This is a genomic window from Actinomadura rayongensis (assembly GCF_009831215.1).
GTDB classification, from domain to species: domain Bacteria; phylum Actinomycetota; class Actinomycetes; order Streptosporangiales; family Streptosporangiaceae; genus Spirillospora; species Spirillospora rayongensis.
Genome location: NZ_WUTW01000001.1, coordinates 1,532,612 through 1,553,570, shown reverse-complemented (window position 1 = coordinate 1,553,570; position 20,959 = coordinate 1,532,612). Strand labels below are relative to the sequence as shown.

20 protein-coding genes are annotated in these 20,959 nt (G+C 74.7%); 11 read left to right on the top strand and 9 right to left on the bottom strand.

Annotation, left to right across the window (positions count from 1 at the left end):
• Positions 1–31: 31 nt before the first annotated feature.
• From GQ466_RS07310 to GQ466_RS07290, 5 genes are all read right to left on the bottom strand, one after another.
• Complete coding sequence (locus GQ466_RS07310; RefSeq protein WP_161101937.1) at positions 32–679, bottom strand: response regulator transcription factor; 648 nt, start codon at positions 677–679, stop codon at positions 32–34.
• Positions 676–1,905 (bottom strand): sensor histidine kinase, encoded by a 1,230-nt coding sequence (locus GQ466_RS07305; RefSeq protein WP_161101936.1) that lies wholly within the window; start codon positions 1,903–1,905, stop codon positions 676–678. The genes GQ466_RS07310 and GQ466_RS07305 overlap by 4 nt, the downstream gene beginning before the upstream one ends.
• A 50-nt stretch (positions 1,906–1,955) precedes the next feature.
• The gene (locus GQ466_RS07300) at positions 1,956–4,028 is read right to left on the bottom strand and encodes a bifunctional copper resistance protein CopD/cytochrome c oxidase assembly protein (protein WP_161101935.1); all 2,073 of its coding nucleotides are present in this window, start codon (positions 4,026–4,028) and stop codon (positions 1,956–1,958) included.
• Positions 4,015–4,599, bottom strand: coding sequence for a copper resistance CopC family protein (locus tag GQ466_RS07295; RefSeq protein ID WP_161101934.1), 585 nt, complete (start codon positions 4,597–4,599; stop codon positions 4,015–4,017). Before GQ466_RS07295 ends, GQ466_RS07300 begins: the two co-directional genes overlap by 14 nt.
• A gap of 82 nt (positions 4,600–4,681) precedes the next feature.
• Positions 4,682–5,980, bottom strand: coding sequence for a helix-turn-helix domain-containing protein (locus GQ466_RS07290; protein ID WP_161101933.1), 1,299 nt, complete (start codon positions 5,978–5,980; stop codon positions 4,682–4,684).
• Positions 5,981–6,085: 105 nt separating this feature from the next.
• On the opposite strand from GQ466_RS07290, the gene uraH reads away from it, so the two are divergent.
• The 6 genes from uraH to GQ466_RS07260 all read left to right on the top strand — a co-directional run bounded on the left by uraH (position 6,086) and on the right by GQ466_RS07260 (position 11,425).
• Complete coding sequence (gene uraH / locus GQ466_RS07285; protein WP_103563366.1) at positions 6,086–6,427, top strand: hydroxyisourate hydrolase; 342 nt, start codon at positions 6,086–6,088, stop codon at positions 6,425–6,427.
• 108 nt (positions 6,428–6,535) lie between these two features.
• Positions 6,536–7,981 carry an NCS2 family permease gene (locus GQ466_RS07280; RefSeq protein WP_161101932.1) on the top strand — a complete coding sequence of 482 codons (1,446 nt, stop codon included), beginning with the start codon at positions 6,536–6,538 and terminating at the stop codon, positions 7,979–7,981.
• 68 nt (positions 7,982–8,049) lie between these two features.
• Positions 8,050–9,213 carry a glycerate kinase gene (locus GQ466_RS07275; protein ID WP_161101931.1) on the top strand — a complete coding sequence of 388 codons (1,164 nt, stop codon included), beginning with the start codon at positions 8,050–8,052 and terminating at the stop codon, positions 9,211–9,213.
• A 49-nt stretch (positions 9,214–9,262) separates the two neighbouring features.
• Positions 9,263–10,381: an alanine dehydrogenase gene (ald, locus tag GQ466_RS07270; protein WP_161101930.1), complete on the top strand. Its 1,119-nt coding sequence runs from the start codon at positions 9,263–9,265 to the stop codon at positions 10,379–10,381.
• Positions 10,382–10,406: 25 nt separating this feature from the next.
• Positions 10,407–10,997 (top strand): histidine phosphatase family protein, encoded by a 591-nt coding sequence (locus GQ466_RS07265; protein WP_161101929.1) that lies wholly within the window; start codon positions 10,407–10,409, stop codon positions 10,995–10,997.
• Positions 10,998–11,125: 128 nt separating this feature from the next.
• The gene (locus GQ466_RS07260) at positions 11,126–11,425 is read left to right on the top strand and encodes a metal-sensitive transcriptional regulator (protein ID WP_161101928.1); all 300 of its coding nucleotides are present in this window, start codon (positions 11,126–11,128) and stop codon (positions 11,423–11,425) included.
• A 6-nt stretch (positions 11,426–11,431) separates the two neighbouring features.
• On the opposite strand, the gene GQ466_RS07255 is transcribed toward GQ466_RS07260, so the two are convergent.
• The gene (locus GQ466_RS07255; protein ID WP_161101927.1) at positions 11,432–11,956 is read right to left on the bottom strand and encodes a MarR family winged helix-turn-helix transcriptional regulator; all 525 of its coding nucleotides are present in this window, start codon (positions 11,954–11,956) and stop codon (positions 11,432–11,434) included.
• 100 nt (positions 11,957–12,056) lie between these two features.
• Here GQ466_RS07255 and GQ466_RS07250 point away from each other — a divergent pair, with 100 nt between their 5' ends.
• The gene (locus tag GQ466_RS07250) at positions 12,057–13,586 is read left to right on the top strand and encodes a DHA2 family efflux MFS transporter permease subunit (RefSeq protein ID WP_161101926.1); all 1,530 of its coding nucleotides are present in this window, start codon (positions 12,057–12,059) and stop codon (positions 13,584–13,586) included.
• 67 nt (positions 13,587–13,653) lie between these two features.
• On the opposite strand, the gene GQ466_RS07245 is transcribed toward GQ466_RS07250, so the two are convergent.
• From GQ466_RS07245 to ggt, 3 genes are read right to left on the bottom strand one after another with little or no spacing between them, the layout of a single operon-like run.
• Positions 13,654–14,469: an oxygenase MpaB family protein gene (locus GQ466_RS07245; RefSeq protein ID WP_337193353.1), complete on the bottom strand. Its 816-nt coding sequence runs from the start codon at positions 14,467–14,469 to the stop codon at positions 13,654–13,656.
• A 39-nt stretch (positions 14,470–14,508) separates the two neighbouring features.
• Positions 14,509–14,877 (bottom strand): divalent-cation tolerance protein CutA, encoded by a 369-nt coding sequence (cutA, locus tag GQ466_RS07240; protein ID WP_161101925.1) that lies wholly within the window; start codon positions 14,875–14,877, stop codon positions 14,509–14,511.
• A 58-nt stretch (positions 14,878–14,935) separates the two neighbouring features.
• Positions 14,936–16,753: a gamma-glutamyltransferase gene (gene ggt, locus GQ466_RS07235; RefSeq protein WP_161101924.1), complete on the bottom strand. Its 1,818-nt coding sequence runs from the start codon at positions 16,751–16,753 to the stop codon at positions 14,936–14,938.
• A gap of 145 nt (positions 16,754–16,898) precedes the next feature.
• Between ggt and GQ466_RS07230 the strand changes: the two genes are divergently transcribed.
• From GQ466_RS07230 to GQ466_RS07215, 4 genes are read left to right on the top strand one after another with little or no spacing between them, the layout of a single operon-like run.
• Complete coding sequence (locus GQ466_RS07230; protein ID WP_161101923.1) at positions 16,899–17,693, top strand: NUDIX hydrolase; 795 nt, start codon at positions 16,899–16,901, stop codon at positions 17,691–17,693.
• The gene (locus GQ466_RS07225) at positions 17,690–18,652 is read left to right on the top strand and encodes a molecular chaperone DnaJ (RefSeq protein ID WP_161101922.1); all 963 of its coding nucleotides are present in this window, start codon (positions 17,690–17,692) and stop codon (positions 18,650–18,652) included. The genes GQ466_RS07230 and GQ466_RS07225 overlap by 4 nt, the downstream gene beginning before the upstream one ends.
• A gap of 10 nt (positions 18,653–18,662) precedes the next feature.
• Positions 18,663–19,637 carry a hypothetical protein gene (locus tag GQ466_RS07220; RefSeq protein ID WP_161101921.1) on the top strand — a complete coding sequence of 325 codons (975 nt, stop codon included), beginning with the start codon at positions 18,663–18,665 and terminating at the stop codon, positions 19,635–19,637.
• Positions 19,634–20,890: an adenylosuccinate synthetase gene (locus GQ466_RS07215; protein ID WP_337193352.1), complete on the top strand. Its 1,257-nt coding sequence runs from the start codon at positions 19,634–19,636 to the stop codon at positions 20,888–20,890. Before GQ466_RS07220 ends, GQ466_RS07215 begins: the two co-directional genes overlap by 4 nt.
• The last annotated feature ends 69 nt before the right edge of the window (positions 20,891–20,959 follow it).

Genomic DNA, 20,959 nt, shown 5'->3' with positions numbered 1-20,959 from the left:
GGATCGCGGGCTGATCCGGCCGGGCGACGGCTCAGCCGGGCACGACGAAGCCCGTTTCGTAGGCGAGGATCACCGCCTGGGTGCGGTCGCGGGCCTGGAGCTTGGCGAGCAGATTGCCGACGTGCGTCTTCACCGTCTGGGGGCTGACGAACAGCTCGGCGGCGATCTCGGCGTTGGACCGGCCGCGCGCCATGAGCCGCAGGACGTCGGCCTCGCGCTCGGTGAGTTTGGCGTGCCAGGCGGCGGCGTCGCCGCGCGGGGCGTGCGCGGCGGCCAGGGCGCGGATCGCGGCCGGGAACAGCAGCGTGTCGCCGCCCGCGACCATCCGGACGGCGTGCAGGATCTCGTCCGGGCGGGCCCGCTTGAGCAGGAAGCCGTCCGCGCCCGCCTTGAGCGCGTCGTAGACGTACTCGTCGTTCTCGAAGGTCGTCACCACGATGATCTTGGGCGGGTCCGGGACGGCCGCGAGGATCCGCCGGGTGGCCTCGATGCCGTCCAGCCGGGGCATCCGGACGTCCATCAGCACCACGTCCGGCCGCAGCCGCCGGACGGCGTCCAGGACCTCGGCGCCGTCGTCGGCCTCGCCCGCCACGGTCAGGTCGGGCTCGGCGCCGATGATCGCGGCGAGGCCCGCGCGGATGAGGCGTTCGTCGTCCACCAGCAGGACCTTGATCGTCATGCGTGCGAACCTACCGGCAGCGAGACGGCCACCTCGAAGCGTCCGTCGGCGGGCCCGGCGGTGAGCGTGCCGCGCAGGACGGTCACGCGTTCGCGGATTCCGGCGAGGCCCCGTCCCCCGGACGCGCCCGGACGGTGCCCGGCGTCGGCGAGCGGGTTGCCGACCGCCAGCTCCAGCCGGTCCCCGCGCAGCTCCAGCCGGAACCGGACCGGCACCGGCCCGGCGTGCTTGAGCGCGTTCGTCAGGCACTCCTGCGCGATGCGGTAGGTCTCGCGGGACACCGCCGCCGGGACGCGCGCGAGGTCCGGATCGACGTGGGCGTCCAGCGTCACGCCCGCGATGCGGGCCTGCTCCAGGAGCCGGGGCAGGTCGTCCAGCGTCTTCTGCGGCGCGGTCGCGGCGGGCCGGCCGTCCTCGCGCAGCAGGCCGAGGACGTGGTCGAGGTCCTCCAGGGCCGTCCGCGCGGACTCCTCGATCGCGCCCAGCGCCTCCTTGGCGAACGCCGGGTCGGCGGCGAGGACGCGGCCCGCCGCTGCCGCCTGGAGCGTCACGACGCTCAGCGCGTGCCCGACCGAGTCGTGCAGCTCGCGGGCCAGCCGGTTGCGCTCGGCGAGCCGGACCGCCGCCGCCTCCAGGTCGGCGAGCCGCTCGGCGGGCGACGGGCCGAGGAACCGGGGCGCGAACGCGGCCGTCAGCCGTCCGGCCACGACGATCACCGCGAGGACGCCCGCCAGGAACGCCAGCCCGATCGGGACGAGCAGCGGTCGCAGCGGGCCGCCGCCGAACGGGCCGAGGTAGTTCCGCAGGTCCCAGTCGACGAACGCCGTGAGCAGCAGGGCGCCCCCGAACGGCGGCACCGCGAGGCTGAGCCCGGACACGGCGAACCCGGTGAACAGGTGCAGCGTGAACCACGCGCCGGTGCGGACGCGGGTGCCCGTCGACCGCGCGGCCGACGGCGGCAGCGCGACCAGCGGCCCGCCGACCAGCTCCCGGACGGCCGTGCCCTCCAGCAGCCGCACCGCCGGGACGAGCCCGGTCACGAACGCCCCCGCGACCGGGCAGGCGAGCAGGACCAGCACCGTCTTCGGGAGATCGGCCATCGGAATCGGGCCGAGGACCGTCATCGCGAGCATGAAGTAGGGCAGCAGCAGGGCCCCGCCGACGACGAGGTAGGCCCACCGCCGCCACGTCTCCCGCGCCACGACGCTCCGGAAAACCCGACGCATGCCGCTATTTTCGCAGATCGGACGGCAGACGCCCTCCCCCGCGCGGGGGATCAGCGCTCGCGGTCCCGCTCGGCCAGCCGGGCGAGCCGCGCGTTGTAGGCGGCCAGCTCGTCGTCGGCCGGGTCGCCCCCGGCCTCCTGCGCGCGGTCGGCCCTGCGGTCCTCGCGGCGCGCGCGGCGCTGGTCGTCGAAGAACCACTGGAACGCCAGGATGATCAGGACGATGAACGTCGGGATCTCCCCGAAGCCCCACGCGATCGCGCCCGCCGTGTGCTCGTCCTTGAGGATCGACGTCCCCCACGCCGGGTGCACCGCCGTGTACCAGGCGCGGGCGAGCGGTTCGCCGAGGTTCATGAGCGCGATGCCGAAGAACGCGTGGAACGGCATCGTGACGAACAGCAGCAGGATGCGTCCCGGGTAGGGCAGCGTGCGCGGCGCCGGGTCCACGCCGATCAGGACCCAGAAGAACAGCAGGCCCGTCAGCAGGAAGTGCGTCATCATCGCGATGTGCCCGAGGTGGCTGCGCATCAGCGTCTCGAACAGCGGCGTGAAGTACAGGACGAACGTGCTCGCGACGAACAGGATCGTCGCCACCGCCGGATGCGTGATCAGCGCGGTGAACCGGCTGTGCAGCGCGATCGTCAGCCACTCGCGCGGCCCCCGGTCGCCGCGCACCCGCGCGGGCTTCAGCGCGCGCAGCGCCAGCGTGACCGGCGCGCCCGCGACGAGGAAGATCGGCGTCAGCATGTTGAGGACCATGTGCTGGGCCATGTGGACGCTGAACAGGATCGGCGCGTACCGTCCGACGCCCGTCTGCGTCACCGCGAGGATGCTGACCAGCCCGACCAGCCACGCGGCCGTGCGCGGCAGGGACCAGCGGTCGCCGCGCCGCCGCAGCCGCACGACGCCCGCGAGGTACAGGCCGCCGAGCGCGAGGACGAGCGCCGCGAAGAACAGGTCGAAGACGCCGAGCGTGACGAGCCGGGACGCGGTCACGTGCGGCGGCATCGCGTAGCCGAGCAGCGTCTCGACGGCCGACTCCTCGGTCGTCGGCGCGGGCGGCGCGGAGCGGGCGAGCGCGACGGCCAGCCCCATCGTCGCCGCCATGATCGCGACCTCGGCGACGGCGAGCCGGGCGAACGCGCGGGGCCGGCCGGCCTCGACCGCCGGGACGGTCCTCTCCCGGTGGTACCAGCCGACGACGCCGAGCAGCGCGAACGCGACGATCTTGCCGAGGGCCAGCCGCCCGTAGCTGGTCGTGACGAGTTCGGCCGGGTCGGGCAGCCGGGCGATCACGTTGACCATGCCGCTGGCGCCGACGACGACGTAGCACCACAGCGCCATCCGGCTGAACCGCGCGGTCATGACGCCGAGCCCGGCCCGGCCGGTCAGCGCGTGGACGCCCACGATCGCGAGCCCGCCCACCCACGGCGCGATCGCCACGACGTGCAGCGCGACGCCGGTCGTGGCGACCTGGTGGTTGGCGGCCGACGCCGAGTGCCCGGTGAGCGGCGGCGGCAGCACCGCGACCACCGCGAGCGCGAGCAGCCCGGCCGCCGCGCCGGGGGTGGTGGTCGTCCAGGCCAGCAGCGCCACGACCACCGTGAGCAGGACGACGAGCATGAGCGCCCGGCCCTGCGTCAGCGACCCGACGTAGCTGCTCAGCTCGCTGCCGGTGAGGACGTCCAGGACCGGCTGCCCGAGCACGTCGGCGACCGTGAGGACGAGCGTCGCGCCCGCCGCCGCCGCCCACGTCGCCGCGAACCAGGACGCGGCGCGCAGGTAGCCGATCGCGTCGGCGGTCAGCGGCGCGGCGCCCGGCTCGGCGGCCTTGCCGCGTTTGCCCGCGCGGCGGGCGTTCATCGGCAGCAGCACGACGGCCGCGAGCAGCGCCCCGACGGTCAGCGTCGCGGCCAGGTTCATGACGAGCCGCGCGAACGGCAGCCCCCAGCGCGTCGTGGCGCCCGCGTCGCCGAGGCCGGGGACGACCTTCTCGGTGACCGCGCCCCCCGCCAGCAACGCCACGACCAGCGCCGCGACGGCCGCGGCGGAGGCCAGCGCGGCGGCCCGCACGACCGCCGGGACGCCCTCGCGCGCCGCCGCCGGACGGCTAGTCGTCGCCATCGCCGCGGCCTCCCGCGTCCACCGGGTGCCGGCGCTTGGCGCGCACGACGATCCCGACGCCGATGAGGATGCCGAGCAGGCCGCCGCCCACGATCCACGCCCAGCTCGGGCCGCCGGAGTCCTTCGCCTTCGCGGCGGGCCGGGCGGCGACGGGCTGCCCGGTGCTCTCCGCCGGGCTCAGTTCGAGCGGCGCGTCCCCGCCGGCGACGGTGAAGGTCTGCGCCTCGGCGGTGATCGGGTGCCCGTCCGCCCCGACGACCCGGTACGCGACCGTGTAGAGGCCCGGCGGGACGGCCGCCTTGAGCTTCTGCGCGACCGTCGTCTTCGACCGGGTGGCGGCGCCGTCCTGGACCTGCGTCCCGTCGGCGCCCTTGACCACGACCTTGGCGACCCGGATCTCGTCGCTGAACGTCAGCGTGACCTGCGCGGGCGCGGCCACGGACGCGCCTTCGGCGGGCGTGCTGGACACCAGCCGGGTGTGCGCGGACGCCGGGGCCGCGAACGCGACCCCGGCCCCCGACAGCGCGGCGGCGGACAGACCGAGCGCGGCGAGACGGCGCGGACGGGGCATGCGAGAGATCATGGAAGGGCCGGATTTCTTCGGTGGAGACAGAGGCGCCTCCACCCTACTGAGCCCTTCCGGCTGGTCGGTTTCAGATCCCTGCCGAGGTCAGCGCGCGGCGGTAGGCGTCCAGGCGGGGCGTGTCGTCCGCGCCGGTCTCGGCGAGCAGTTCGGCGAGGTCGAACCACGTCCGCGCGGCCTCCCGGGACGACTCCAGCCGCTCCAGGTGCTCCGCCGCCCGCGTCAGGACCTCCACGGCCCGGTTGCGGCGCCCGAGCCGGACGCACGCCTCCCCGAGGACGGTCAGCGCCCACGCCGTCGCGCGGCGCGGCGTGTCCCCGAGCAGGTCCAGGGCCTCCTCGGCGAGCGCGACGGCCTCGTTCGGGCGGCCGAGCGCGGTCTCGGCGCGGGCCAGCTCGGTCAGGCACGCCGCGACCAGCGCCTCCCCCGACTCCCCGACGCCGATCTCGCCGCGCACCTTGGCGAGCAGGTCGCGGGCCTGCGCGGCCTCGGCCGGACGGGCCCGCAGCAGCAGCGACGCGTAGGTGATCCGGACGCGGGCGACGACGCGCGGGTCCTCCTCCTCGCCCGCGCTGAGCAGCGCCCGCTCGGCGAGCGCGACCCCGGCCTCGTAGTCCCCGCGGATCTCGGCGACGTGCGCGGCCTCCCGGTAGGCGGCGAGCCGGGCGCCCGGCCCGCCCACCCGCTCGGCGCGCTCCACGAGCTGGTCGGCGAGCTGCCCGGCCCGCACCAGGTCGCCGCGTTCCACGAACGCCGCGAGCAGCGCGGCGCCGAGCCGGACGGCCGCGTCGGTCGAGTCGGCCCCGGCGGCGATGAGGCGGCGCAGCGCGTCCTCGGCGACCCGGACGCCCTCGCCCAGCTCGCCGCGCTCGCGCAGGCACCGGCTCAGCGCGACGTGCAGCCGCGACCACTGCGCGAGGTCGCCGTCGACCGGCAGCTCGTCGGCGAGGGACCGCAGCTCCTCGACGGCGGCGTCCAGCTCCCCGGCGGCCTCCAGCGCCAGCGCGTGGCCCCACCGGGCCTGCCGCAGCATGTCCGGGAGCGCGACGGCGTCGCTGCTGGCCAGGACGTCGGCGAACCGGGCGCGGGCCTCCCCCGGCGCGCCGTTGCGCAGCGCGATCTCGGCGTAGTCGAGCGTGACGCGCAGCTCGTCCACGACGTCCTCGCTGACCCCGCTGACGAGGTAGGTCGCCGAGCAGTTGAGCTTCCCGGCGAGGAGGTCGACGACGCTCGGCGCGGGGATCCGCTTGTCGCTCTCGATGAGCGAGATGTAGCTGTCGGACAGCTCGGGATAGGCGAGCTGAGCCTGGCTGATTCCCTGCCGGATCCGCAGCGCGCGGATGCGCTGCCCGAGGGTCTCCCGATCCATCCGTGGCCCTTCCGTCGTCTCTCACATACGCACCACCGAAGGCTATAGCGGACGGGTCGTCGGCGGCAGTCGGATCAACACCCTGAGTGCTGCTGTACTGGCGCCATGACCGTTTCCACGCACGTGCTCGACACCCGGAGCGGGCGGCCCGCCGCGGGCCTGCCGGTCCGGCTCGATCGTTACGACAATGACACCTGGGAGCCGGTGGCGGAGGGCGCGACCGCCGAGGACGGCCGGTGGAGCGCCGCCCCCCGCGATCCGGACGCCGGGACCCCGCCCGGCACCTACCGCCTCCGGTTCGGGTCGGGGGCGTACTTCGCCGAGCTGGGCGAGCCGACCTTCTACCCCGAGATCGGGATCATCTTCACGGCGGCCGACGGCGGCGAGGACCACCACGTCCCGCTGGCGCTCGGGGCCCACGGCTACTCGACGTACCGGGGCGGGTGACCTGCGGGTTCCGGCCGGACGGGAACGGGGACGCCGGTTCGGCCGGAACCCGGCACGGGCAGTTACTGTGTGCCGGTTCTTTCCCGACTCTGCCCTGGAGCGCTCCCGATGTCCCAGCCCAGCGCGGCCAAGCCGCCGTCCCTCGGCGCACGCGGCCCGGTGGACCGCTTCTTCGAGCTGACGGCGCGCGGCACGACCGTGGCCCGCGAGATCCGCGGCGGGATCACGACGTTCTTCGCGATGGCGTACATCATCCTGCTGAACCCGCTGATCCTCGGCGGGGCGAAGGACGTCCACGGGCACGTCCTGTCGATCCCGCAGCTCACGACGATGACCGCGCTGTCGGCGGCGATCGCCACGGTGATCATGGGCCTGGTCGGCAACGCGCCGATGGCCGTGGCCGCCGGGCTCGGCATCAACGCGGTCGTCGCGTTCCAGGCCGCGCCGCACATGACGTGGCCGGAGGCGATGGGCCTGGTCGTGCTGGAGGGCCTGGTGATCGTCCTGCTGGCCGTCACGGGCGTCCGGGAACTGATCATGAACGCGATCCCGCTGGCGCTCAAGCACTCGATCGCGGTCGGCATCGGCGCGTTCATCGCGCTCGTCGGGATGGTGGACGGCGGGTTCATCACGTCCAGCGCGACCAGCCCGCCGCTCACGCTCGGGCTCGGCGGACGGCTCGCCACCTGGCCGTCGGCGGTGTTCGTGCTGGCGCTGCTGCTGATCATCGTCCTGTACGTGCGGCGGGTGCCGGGCGCGATCCTCATCGGGATCATCGTGGCGACGGTCGTGGCGGTCATCATCCAGAAGAACGCGCACATTCCCGCCAAGGGGCCGGGCTCCTGGGGCACGGTGACCCCCGACCTGCCCGACCGCTATTTCTCCGCGCCCGACTTCGGGCTGTTCGGCAAGGTGGACGTGTTCGGCGGCTTCGCCGAGGCGGGCGTCCTCACCGCGCTCGTCGTTCTGTTCACGCTCGTCCTGTCGGGATTCTTCGACGCGATGGGCACGATCCTCGGCATCAGCGACGAGGCCGGGCTCGTGGACGAGCGCGGCCAGGTGCCCCGGCTCGGCCGGATCCTGTCGGTGGACGGTCTTTCGGCCGCGCTCGGCGGCGTGACCAGCTCGTCGGCCAACACGGTGTTCGTGGAGTCGGCCGCCGGGGTCGGCGAGGGCGCGCGGACCGGGCTGGCGAACCTCGCGACCGGCGCGCTGTTCGCGGCGACGCTGTTCCTGACGCCACTGGCCGCCGTCGTCCCCGCCCAGGCCGCCGCGCCCGCGCTCGTCCTGGTCGGCGCGCTGATGATGACACGGGTCGCCAAAGTGGACTGGTCCGACCTCGGGTTCGCGATCCCGGCGTTCCTGACGATCGTCGTGATGCCCTACACGTACTCGATCACCAACGGCATCGGCGCGGGCATCGTCTCCTACACGCTCATCAAGATCGCCCGGGGCCGGCCGCGCGAGGCGGGCGCGCTCCTGTGGATCGTCTCGATCGTTTTCATCCTCTACTTCGGTTTGAACATCGTGGAGCAGGCCCTGGGTGTGGAATAGCACCGAGATGACATAAACGGAGGGAAGGCGTTCACGCCATCCCTCCGCTCGGTGCGAAAGGCTGTGGTGTGGCGTCCGCGGACAACACTCCCGGACCCGGTGGCCGCGGACACGTCCTGCTGGCCTCCGACCGTTTCAAGGGCTCGCTGTCGGCCGCCGCCGTGACCCGGCATCTGGCCGCCGGGCTGCGCCGGGTCCGGCCGGACGTCCCGGTGGTCGAACTTCCCGTCCCGTCGTCGGGCGACGGCCTCGCCGAGGCGGCGGTCGCGGCGGGCTGGCGGCGGGTGGAGGCCGAGGTCAGCGGGCCCGTCGGACGTCCCGTGCGGGCCGTGCTGGCCGTGGAGCGTGACACGGCCGTCGTGGACCTCGGCGAGGCGTGCGCGCCGCGCCTGCTCCCCGGCGGCCGGCCCCGGCCGCTCACCGCGACGAGCCTCGGCGCGGGCCAGCTGCTCGGGCACGCGCTGCGCGGCGGCGCGCGGCGGATCGTCCTCGCGCTCGGCGCGAGCGCCGCCGCCGACGGCGGCGCCGGGCTGGTGCAGGGCCTCGGCGGACGGCTGCTGGACGCCGCAGGACGCGACCTTCCGCCCGGCGGCGCGGCCCTGCGGTCCCTGCACGCCGTGGATCTGCGCGGCCTGCCGGACCTGTCGCGGGTGGAACTCGTCCTCGCCGGGGACGTGACCGGGGCACTGCTCGGCCGCGCCGGGACGCCCGCGGCGGCGCGCGAGGCGGGCGCGGACGCCGACGCGGGCCGCGACGGCGTCCGGACGCTGGACGCGGGCCTGCGGCGCTGGGCCGACGTCGCCGAGGCCGCCGTCCGCCGGTCCGCCCGGGACCGGCCCGGCGCGGGCGCGGGCGGCGGGGCCGGGTTCGCGGCGCTGGCGCTGCTCGGCGCGACGCCGCGTCCGGGCGCGGGCTTCCTGCTCGACCTGCTCGGCTTCGCCGGCCGGGCGCGCGGCGCGCGGCTCGTCGTCACCGGCGAGGGCGCGCTCGACACGCGGACGCTGCGCGGCCGGACCCCGGCGGGCGTGGCGCGGTCGGCGGCGCGGTCGGGGACGCCCGTCGTCGCGGTCACCGGACGGCGCGGCCTCACCGGGGAGCAACTGCGCCGCAGCCGGATCCAGGCCGTCTACGCGCTCGCCGACATCGAGCGGGACGTCGGGCGCTCCATGCGGCACGCCGGTCCCCTGCTGGAACAGCTGACCGTCGCGATCGCCGACGAGTGGCTGCCCTGACTGCCCGCCGCCGTCCCGGGGCATAGTCCGGGAGACGGTTGGAGGGGTCATGAAGATCGGCGTTCCGCGCGAGATCAAGAACCACGAGTACCGGGTGGCGATCGCCCCGGCGGGGGTCCACGAGCTGACGCGCCACGGGCACGAGGTGTTCGTGGAGCGCGGCGCGGGCGCGGGCTCGGCGGTCGCCGACGCCGAGTTCGCCGGCGCCGGGGCCAAGATCGTCGACGGGCCGGACGAGGTGTGGGGCGAGGGCGACCTGATCCTCAAGGTCAAGGAACCGATCGCGCCCGAGTTCCACCGGATGCGGCCGGGGCAGACGCTGTTCACCTACCTGCACCTGGCCGCGTCGCGGGAGTGCACGGACGCGCTGCTGGCGGCGGGCGTCACGGCGATCGGGTACGAGACCGTCCAGTTCGCGGACGGCTCGCTGCCGCTGCTCGCCCCGATGTCGGAGGTCGCCGGACGGCTCGCCGCCCAGGTCGGCGCCTACAACCTCATGAAGTTCAACGGCGGCCGGGGCGTGCTGCCCGGCGGGGTGCCCGGGGTGGCGCCCGCGCGGGTCGCGGTGATCGGCGGCGGGGTGGCGGGGCTGAACGCGGCGCGGATCGCGGTCGGGATGGGCGCGTCGGTGACGATCCTGGACGTGAACGTCAACCGGCTGCGCGACATCGACGCCGCCTACCAGGGACGTCTCGGGACGCTCACGTCCACCGCCTACACGCTCGACCGGGAGGTCCGCGAGGCCGACCTGGTGATCGGCGCGGTGCTGATCCCGGGCGCGAAGGCGCCGAAGCTCGTGTCCAACGACCTCGTCGCGCACATGAAGGCCGGATCGGTGCTCGTGGACATCGCGATCGACCAGGGCGGCTGCTTCGAGGACTCGCGTCCCACGACGCACGACGACCCGACGTACCGCGTCCACGACTCGGTGTTCTACTGCGTGGCGAACATGCCGGGCGCGGTGCCGAACACGTCCACCTACGCGCTCACGAACGTCACGCTGCCGTACGCGCTGCGGATCGCCGACCTCGGCTGGCGGGACGCGCTGCGCGCCGACCCCGCGCTCGCCCTCGGGCTCAACACCCACGCGGGGCGGATCGTCTACGGTCCGGTCGCCGACGCGCACGGGCTGGAGCGCACACCGCTGGAGGTGGTGCTCGCGTCGTGACCGGCGCGCCCTAGAGTGGTGCCCCATGGGCGAACTGATCCTCCTCCGGCACGGCGAGACCGCGTGGAGCCGGGACAGGCGCCACACCGGGCGCACCGACGTCCCGCTCACCGAGCGCGGCGAGGAGCAGGCGCGGTCGCTGCGCAAGGCCCCGGGGCTGGACGCGGTCGTCCGCGTGGTCGCCAGCCCGGCCGGACGCGCCCGCCGGACCGCCGAGCTGGCCGGGCTCGCCGTGGACGCCGTCGACCCCGATCTGTGGGAGTGGGACTACGGCGGCTACGAGGGCATCACGACGGCTCAGATCCGCGAGACGCGTCCCGGCTGGTACCTGTGGGACGACGGCGTGATCCCCGGCGACGCCGACCACCCCGGCGAGACCGTGGAGCGGGTCGGGGAACGGGTGGACGCCGTCCTCGCGCGGTGCCGTCCGGTGCTGGCCGACGGGGACGTGGCGCTCGTCGCGCACGGGCACGTCCTGCGGATCCTCACGGCGCGCTGGCTCGGCCTGGACCCGGCGCTCGGACGGCTGTTCGCCCTGGACACCGGCACGGTCTCCCGGCTCGGCGCCGAGCACGGACGGCCGGTGATCGCGTCCTGGAACGTCCCGCCGGGCTGACCCCGGCGGGTCTTCGCGATCAGCGGGAAACCGGGCGGAGCCGCATAGGATGACGGCGGTGGCGACCGGCGGCGAACCCGACGGCAGTGGGCGCGCACGGCCCGCCCGGCACGATTGCGAGGACGACGATGACGACCGGCCAGACCCCGATCCGCGGCTACACCGCCACCAAGGACCAGCTCCAGACGCGGCTGCGCCGGATCGAGGGCCAGGTGCGCGGCATCGAGCGCATGGTCGACGACGACCGGTACTGCATCGACGTCCTCACGCAGATCTCGGCCGTCCAGGCGGCGCTGGACAAGGTGGCGCTCGGGCTGCTGGACGGGCACGTCCGGCACTGCGTCGCCGAGGGCGCCGAAGAGGGCAAGGGCGACGAGATGTCCACCGAGCTGATGGCGGCCGTCGGGCGGCTCATGCGGCGCGGCTGACCGCGCTCACGCCCGCGGGTCCGGCAGCGGGTCGGCGGTCGGGGCCTCGGCGAGGATCTCGTCCTGCGCGTCGGCGAGCAGCCGGAGCCCGCGCAGGAAGTGCTCGCGCTCGATCGGGGACAGGGCGTCGATCGTGCGGCGCGCGGCGGTCAGCTTGGTCCGCGCGAAGTCGTCGACGACCGGGCGCCAGGGCTCGGCGACGCTGATCACCGTGCGGCGGCGGTCCCGCTCGTCGGCCTCCTTGGTGACGAGCCCGGCGCGCTGGAGTTCGCCGACGAGCTGGCTGGTGGTGGCGGGTTCGAGGCCGATGCGCCCGGCCAGCTCCCCGACGGCGGCCGAGCCGAACATCGCGAGTGTGACCATCACCGGGATGTGCCGGGGCGCGAGCCCCGCGTCCCGCGCGCGCTGGAGGAGCTCCGGCGGCCCGCTCGGCCCGCCGTGCTTCTTGACCCCCTTGACGATGCGGCCGAGCAGCCGCATCAGCGTCACGACGTCCTCGTCGGGCGGCGGGGAAGAATTCGGTGGGCTCATGACTTGAAGTTCAACATATTTCGTGGTGCACTGCCAATACCTTGAAGTTCAAGGCTTCCCCTCCGGGGGATCACGGGGCGCACTGAAAAGGGGGCTCACCATGTCCGAAAGCCCACCCCCGCCGCAGGCCGGGTCGGACCGGCTCGATCGCGGCGTCCTCGTCCTCGGCCTCGTCATCGTCGCCGGGACGATCATGGCGATCCTCGACACCACGATCGTCAACGTGGCGCTCCAGACGCTCGGCAAGGACTTCGACACCGGCCTGTCCACGATCCAGTGGGTCGTCACCGGCTACATGCTCGCGCTCGGCACGGTCATCCCGCTGACCGGCTGGGCCATCGACCGGTTCGGCGGACGGCGGGTCTGGATGACCTCGATCGTCCTGTTCGTGGCCGGATCCGCGCTGTCGGGGGCGGCGTGGAACATCGAGTCGCTCATCGTGTTCCGCGTCCTGCAAGGGCTCGGCGGCGGGATGCTCATGCCGACCGGCATGGCGATCCTGTCCGTCGCGGCCGGTCCGCGGCGGATGGGACGCGTCATGAGCATCGTCGGCGTGCCGATGCTGCTCGGCCCGATCCTCGGCCCCGCGCTCGGCGGCTGGCTGGTCGACAACACCGACTGGCGCTGGATCTTCCTCGTCAACGTGCCGATCGGCGCGCTGGCGCTGGCGCTCGCGTGGTGGCGCGTCCCGGCCGGCTCCGGGGGATCGAACGGACGGTCCAAGCTCGACCTGCGCGGCATGTTCCTGCTCCCGCCGGCGTTCGCGCTGCTCATCTACGGGCTGTCCAACGCCAGCAGCCACGGCGGGTTCGGGAACGCCGCCGTCCTCGGCTGGGTCGCGGCGGGAGCGGTGCTCATCGCGCTGTTCGTCGCGCACAGCCTGGCGCGGGGCGAGCGGGCGCTGATCGACGTCCGGCTGTTCGCCGACCGGACGTTCGCCAACGCCTCGCTCGCGGTCCTGCTCGTCGGCGTCGCGCTCATCGGCTCGCTGCTGCTGCTTCCGCTCTACTACCAGACGGCGCGCGGCGAGAGCGCGTTCGCGGCGGGCCTGCTGATCGCGCCGCAGGGCATCGGGGCGGCGCTCGCGATGCCGTTCGCCGGGCAGCTCACCGACCGGATCGGGGCCGGACGCGTGGTCCCGGTCGGGATCGTGCTGCTCGTCCTCGGCACGATCGGGCTCACGCAGGTGTCGGACCACACGTCCTACGCGCTGCTCGCGGCCATGCTGTTCGTGCGGGGCCTCGGCCTCGGCTCGACCATGATGCCGACGATGAGCTCGGCCATCGCGACGCTCCCGCAGCGCTCGGTGGCCCGGGCGACCAGCTCGCTGAACATCCTCATGCAGCTCGGCGGGTCGTTCGGCTCGGCGCTGCTGGCCGTGCTGCTGTCGCGCGGGATCGCCGACCGCATCCCGGGCGGGGGCGGCGAGGGGTTCGGCGCGGTGCCGGACGCGGTCCGCGAACGGATCGCCCCGCTGCTGTCCGAGGCGTTCCACACGCCGTTCTGGGTGGCGCTCGCGCTGACGGCGGTGCTGATCGTCCCGGCGCTGCTGCTCCCCCGGCGCGGCACGCGGCCCCTCCCGGAGGAGGCCAGGGCCGAGACGTTCGCCGAGATCACGGCCGACGTCTGATCCGTCCGACGGCGGGCGCCCCGCGCGCCCGCCGTCAACGCGCCCGGGACAGCCCGCACGCCCGCGGTCAGCGGGCGCGGGTCAGCTCGCGGGCGCGCCGGGCGTCTGGGGAGTAGCGGTAGCGCTCGGGGACGACCCGCGACGTCCGGTACAGCCCCTTCAGCGCCAGCGTCGCGGCCAGGTCGGACGTGGGCAGCCCCGGCAGCCCGTACATCCGGCGGGCCCAGCGCGGCAGCGTCGAGACGATGAACGTCCCGAGCGGCGGGCCCGCCAGCTTCAGCGGCAGCATCCGGCGCGGCACCGCCGGGTTGAACATCCGGCGGAGCCCGGCGCGGGCCTCGTCGCACGCGAAGATGTGGCCGCGCATCATCGCGTAGTAGTCGCGCATCTCGGCGACGCTCGCCGGGACGTCCGCCGGGTCGAGTCCGACGACGGCGGCGGCGCGGCGCTGCTCGTCCACGAACCGGTCGGCGTCGGCGGTCGTCAGCGGCACCCCGGCGCGGCGCGCGATGTCCAGGTAGGAGTCGACCTCGCCGAGGTGGACCCACAGCAGGTTCTCCGGCTCGTCCACCCGGAAGGTCGCGCCGGTGCGCGGGTCGACGCCGGTGAGCCGGGAGTGCAGGTTCCGGACGCGCCGCCCGATCCGGTCGACCTCGGCGGTCGTCCCGTAGGTGCGGACGCGGACGAACTCGACCGTCCGCGCCAGCCGCGCCCACGCCGCGCTCGGGTCCATCAGCTCGGAGTTCTGCGCGGTGCCCCACATCGTCCGGGGGTGCAGCGCCTGGAGCAGCAGCGCGCGGATCCCGCCGACGATCAGCACCGGCTCGCCCATGACGTGCCAGGTCACCGATCCGGGACCGAACAGCCCGTAGTCCTCGTCCACCCGTTCACGGTAACCGATGACTTACTGCGGCACCACCGGTCACTCGGGGACGGGCAGGGGCGTGCCGTCCTCGTCGTCGCCCGGCGCCTGCTCGGTCTGCTCGGCGATCCAGGCGAGGTAGTCCAGGCTGCCCGCCGAGATCGGCGTCGCGATGATCTCCGGGCTGTCGTAGGAGTGGACCTCGGTGATGAGGCTCGCCAGCTCGTCGAACCGGTCGGCGGTGGTCTTGAACAGCACCAGCCACTCCTCGGCGGACTCGATCGCCCCCTCCCACCAGTAGGTGCTCGCGATCGGGCCGACGAGCTGCGCGCAGGCGGCGAGCCGTTCGGCCACCGCCGAGCGCGCCAGCTCCGCCGCCTCGCCCCGCGAGTCGGTCGTCGTCGTCACCTGTACGTACGCCCGTGCCATGCCGGGAGTCCTTCCCCTCCGGCGCGACCCGAAGCCGCACCGGAGGGCCCGGCCTCCGTCACCGCGCCGGATGGACCACCAGGGCGCTTCCGCCGCCGCGCCGCGTCGGCTCGGCGACGGCCTGCACGACGCCCGGGCGCAGGAACTCCAGGCCGGTCGCGGCGCCGATCGTCCCGACGGGCGGGCTCGGGTAGAGCTGCACGTCGTGGCCCAGCGCGGCCAGCGCCTTGCCGTACCGGTCGATGAACGCGGGCTCGGCGAAAACCTGCGGGGTGTTGCGCTGCGTCGCGCGGGGGGCGGCCAGCGCCTCGGGGAGGGCCATGCCGAGGTCGAGGCGGTTCAGCAGGATTTGCAGGACGGTCGTGATGATCGTGGATCCGCCGGGCGTGCCGACGGCGAGCTTGGGCCGGCCGTGGTCCAGGACGATCGTCGGCGCCATGCTGCTGCGGGGGCGCTTGCCGGGGCCGGGCAGGTTCGGGTCGGGCGCGGCGCCGGGGGCGGGCGGCTGGAGCGAGAAGTCGGTCAGCTCGTTGTTGAGCAGGAACCCGCGGCCGGGGACGGTCAGGCCGCTGCCGCCGAACTGCTCGATCGTCACGTTGTAGGCGACCACGTTCCCCCACTTGTCGGACACGACGAGGTGGGTGGTCTGCGGGCCCTCGTAGGTGAGCGCGGCCTTCTGCGCCGCCGGTTTCGCGCAGCCGCCGTAGGCGCCGTCCGGGGTGCCGGGCGCGACGGGCGCGGGCGCCGCCTTGGCCGGGTCGATGAGGCAGGCGCGTTCTTTCGCGAAGCCCTTGGACAGCAGTTGCTTCAGCGGGACGTCCACCTGCGCCGGGTCGCCGACGTAGCGGCCCCGGTCGGCGAAGGCCAGCTTGGACGCCTCCAGGTACGCGTGCAGCGCGGCGACCGGGTCCTTCGGGCTGAGCTTGAAGTTCTCCAGGATGTTCAGCGCCTCGCCGACCGTCGAGCCGCCGGACGACGACGGCGCCATGCCGTAGACGTCCAGGCCCCGGTAGGTGACGTGCGTCGGGTCCTTCGCGAGGGCCCGGTACGCGGCGAGGTCGGCCGTCGTCATCAGGCCGGGGCGGACCTTGCGCGTCGCCTTCGGGTCGACGGGCGGGTTCGCGGCAGTTGCGGCGATCTCGCGGCCCAGCTCGCCGCCGTACAGCCAGGACGGCCCGCGCCGCGCCAGCTCACGGTAGGTCGCGGCCAGCTCGGGGTTCCGGAACGTTGTTCCGATTGCGGGCGGCTGACCGTCCGGCAGGAACAGCTTCCGCGTCGGAACGATGTCGGCGAACCGCGCCTGGTTGATCGCGGTCTGGTCGTGGAACTCCTGGTCCACCGTGAAGCCGTGCTCGGCGACGCGGATGGCGGGGCGCAGCAGCGTCCCGAGGCTGCGGGAGCCATAAGCGCGCAGCGCGCGGTCCCACTGCGCGACCGTGCCGGGGACGCCGACGCTGAGCCCGCTCGTCACGGCCTCGTCGAACGGGAGGGCCTTGCCGGTCGCGGGGTCCACGAACGCGTCCGGCCCCATCGCGCGCGGCGCGGTCTCGCGGCCGTCGAACGTGTGGACGGTCCGGGTCCGCGCGTCGTAGTACGTCAGGTAGCCGCCCCCGCCGATCGCGGCGACGAACGGCTCGGTGACGCCGAGCGTCGCGGCGGCGGCGACGGCCGCGTCCACGGCGTTCCCGCCCTGTTTCAGGACCTCCAGCGCGCTGCGGCTGGCGTCGAGGTCGACGGTCGCGACCGCGCCGCCGTAGCCGGTCGCGACGGGCTGCTTGTCCGGCGCCCGGGCGGCGGACGGCGCGGCGAGCGCGGCGGCCAGGACGGTTCCGGCGGCGAGGGCGAGCGCCGGGAGTCGAAGCGTACGAAGGGACACGCGGTTCCTCCTGGAAAGTACGGCCTGCGGCGTCTCCACCGTGTCATTGATCTTGGGCCGCCGCCAGCGGGGAACGGACTGGACATCCGTCACACCCGGCCGCTATGTTGTTCTCAGTTCGAGTTAGACTCAAGGAGAGAACGACATGGACGAGGCGGACTTCCTCGCGTCCTACGACCCGCGCGCCTACGACCCCGTCGCGGTGACCGTGGACGTCGTCGCGCTGACGATCCGCGACGGCGCGCTCGCGGTGCTGCTCGTCCGGCGCGGGCACCCGCCGTTCGCCGGCCAGTGGGCGCTGCCGGGCGGGTTCGTCGTCGCCGACGGCGAGGACCTGCCGGACGCGGCCGTCCGCGAACTCGGCGAGGAGACCGGCCTCGCGGCGGGCGACGGCGCCCTCGCCCGCGTCCACCTCGAACAGCTCGGCACCTACGGCGCGCCGGGCCGCGACCCCCGGATGCGGATCGTGTCCGTCGCCTACCTCGCGTTCGCGCCCGAGCTGCCCGGCCCGGCGGCGGGCGGGGACGCCGCCGACGCCGCCTGGACGCCCATCGCCGACCTCCGCCTCACCGAGACCGGCGCGCAGCCGCCCGGCACCACGCGCAAGCTGGCGTTCGACCACGCGCGGATCCTCGCCGACGGCCTGGAGCGGGCCCGCGCCAAGCTGGAGTACACGCCGCTCGCGACCGCGTTCTGCGCCCCCGAGTTCACGATCCCCGAGCTGCGCGCCGTCTACGAGGCGGTGTGGGGCGAGGAACTGCACGCGGGCAACTTCCACCGGAAGGTCCTGTCCGTCCCGGGGTTCGTGGCGGGCACCGGCGGCACCTCGGACGCCCCCGGACGGCGCGGCGGGCCCCGTCCGCGCCTCTACCGCGCGGGCGACGCGCGGCTGCTGCACCCCGCGCTGCTGCGGCCGGGCCGGGAGGACGAGGTCCGATGACCGTCCCCGAGGCGCTGCGGCTGCTCGACCACGACCCGCGCGAGGTGTTCGGCGCGGACGAGGCGGAGGCGGCGCGCGTCTACCGGCGGCTGGCCCGCGTCCTGCACCCGGACGCGCCCGGCGGCGGCGACCGGCACGGCTTCGTCCGGCTCGGCGATCTGTGGCGGCGCTACCACGGCGAGGTCCTGACGACCCCGAAGCGGACGTACCGGCTGGGCCCGCTCGCCGCGCGCGGCGACCTGTGCGCGCTGTACGAGGCGGACGACGTCCTGCTCAAGATGCCGCGCGACCCGGCCGACTCCGACCTGCTGGAACGGGAGGCCGACGCGCTGCGCCGCCTCGCGCGCGGCGAGCGCAAGTACCGCGCGTACGTGCCGCGCCTCGTCGAGTCGTTCCGGCACCGCGACGCCGCGACCGGCGCGGACCGCCGCGTCAACGCGCTCGCCCGGCTGGACGGGTTCGTCACGCTTGCCGACGTCCGCACCGCTCACCCCGGCGGCCTCGACGCCCGGGACGTCGCGTGGATGTGGCGGCGGCTGCTCGTCGGGCTCGGGTTCGCGCACCGGACGGGCGTCGTCCACGGCGCGGTGCTGCCCGAGCACGTCCTCATCCACCCGGCCGACCACGGCGTCGTGCTCGTGGACTGGTGCTACAGCGCCGCGGACGGCGACCGCATCCCGGCGCTCGTCGCCCGCTACGCCGATCGGTACCCGCCGGAGGTCATCGGGAAGCTCCCCGCCGGTCCCGCCACCGACATCTACCTCGCCACACATTGCATGACCGAACTGATGGGCGACGCGGCGCCGGACGCGCTCGTCCGGTTCGCGCGCGGCTGCACCCTGCCCGCGCCCACCGCCCGTCCGGACGACGCCTGGCGCCTGCTCGGCGAACTGGACGACGTCCTCGAACGGCTCTACGGCCCCCGCCGGTTCCGCCCGTTCACGATGCCCGGAAAGTAAGGAGACCCCCATGGGAAGCGGACACTGGTCCACCGACGTCTACACCGCCGCCGAGAACTACCGCCGGTCCACCGGCGCGAGCGCGTTCGCCTACAGCGACTCGGGCGCGGCGCGCACCCACCCGTCGCTCGACCCGAAGGGCGTCGTCCTGCGCGAGAGCCGCGACTCCGACGACCACCCCGAGTCGCTGGCGATCGGCGTCCTGTTCGACGTGACGGGCTCGATGGGCGCCGTCCCGCGCGCCCTCCAGCAGAAGCTGCCGGGGCTGCTCGGCCTGCTGCTACGCAAGGGCTACGTCACCGATCCGCACATCCTGTTCGGCGCGGTCGGCGACGCGACCTGCGACCGCGCGCCGCTCCAGATCGGCCAGTTCGAGGCCGACAACCGCATGGACGACGACCTCGGCCGCATCCTGCTGGAGGGCGGGGGCGGCGGGCAGATGCGCGAGTCGTACGAGCTGGCGCTGCACTTCATGGCCCGGCACACCGCGCTGGACTGCGTCGAGAAGCGCGGGAAGCGCGGCTACCTGTTCCTCATCGGGGACGAGCTGGCGTACCCGCAGGTCAAGGCGCGCGAGGTGTCCAAGCTGATCGGGACGCGCCTCGGCGCCGACATTCCGATCGAGGAGACGATCCGCGAGGTGCAGCGTCTCTACGACCTGTACTTCATCATCCCCGAGGGCGCCTTCCACACCGACGACCCGCGGTTGCGCGACTTCTGGCAGGACTTGCTCGGGCAGAACGTCCTCTACCTGGACGATCCGGAGGCCGTCTGCGAGACGATCGCGCTGACCGTCGGGCTCGGCGAGGACGCCATCGACCTCGCGGCGGGCCTCGACCACCTCGCCGAGCAGGGATCGGCAGCGGGTCCGGCCGTGTCGCGGGCGCTGGCGCGGCTGGACGCGTCGCGGGCGCCGGTCGTCCGGTCGTCCGCGCCGCCCGGGCTCGACCCCGACGCCGGCCCCGCCGCGACGACCCGGCTGTGACGCGGCACGTCATCGTCGTCGACCTCGGGTTCGGCGACGCCGGGAAGGGCACCGTCGTGGACCGGCTCTGCGCGACCGGGCCGGTCACGGCGGTGGTCCGGTTCAACGGCGGCGCGCAGGCGGCGCACAACGTCGTGACGCCGGACGGACGGCACCACACGTTCGCGCAGTTCGGCTCGGGGACGTTCACGCCCGGCGTCCGGACGCACCTGTCGCGGTTCATGCTGGTCGATCCGCTGGCGCTGGCCGCCGAGGCGGCGCACCTGGCGTCCGTCGGCGTCCCCGACGCGCTCGACCGGCTGACCGTCGACGCCGCCGCCCTGCTCACCACGCCGTACCACCGGGCGCTGAACCGGGCGCGCGAGACGGCGCGCGGCGCGGGACGGCACGGCTCCTGCGGCATGGGCGTCGGCGAGACCGCCGCGTACGCCCTGGCCGCCCCGGACGACGCGCCGCGCACCGCCGACTGCCGCTCCCCCGCCCGGCTGCGCCGCCTGCTGACCCTGCTGCGCGACCGGTACTTCGCCGAGTTCCCCGGCGGCGCGCCCGTCCCGCCCGTCGAGGACTGCGCGGCGGCGTTCCAGGCGTTCGGCGCCCGCGTGCGGCTGGTGGACGCGTCGTTCCTGACCGGGCTGCTGCGCTCGGGACCGGTGGTGTTCGAGGGCGCGCAGGGCGTCCTGCTGGACGAGCACCACGGCTTCGACCCCTACACGACGTGGTCCACGACGACGTTCGCGAACGCCGAGACCCTGCTCGCCGAGGCGGGCGCGGACGCCGTCCGCCTCGGCGTCCTGCGCGCCTACGCGACGCGGCACGGCCCGGGCCCGTTCGTCACCGAGGACCCGGCCCTGACCGCCGGGCTCCCCGACCCGCACAACGGAACGGGCCTCTGGCAGGGCGTCTTCCGCGTCGGCCATCTGGACGAGGTCGCGCTGCGCTACGCGGTCACGGCCTGCGGCGGCGTGGACGCGCTCGCCGTCACCCACCTCGACGTCGCCGCCCGCCGCCGCGACCTGCTGCGCTGCACCGCCTACACCTGGCCCGGCCCGGACGGCCCCGAACACGTCACCCGCCTCCCCGCGCTCCCCGCGCGGGAACTGACGGCGCGGCTGCTGCGGGCCCGTCCGGTGTACGCGGCGCTCGGCGACCCGGCCGAGGCTGCGTCCGCCGTCACGGGCGCGCCCGTCGCGCTGCGCTCGCACGGCCCGACACGGCACGACAAACAGGTCGCGGCGCCGCTCCCCTGCGGCTGACCCCGCTAGCGCGCGGACGGCACGGCGCCCGTCGCGCTGCGCTCGCACCGACACGGCGGGACAAACGGC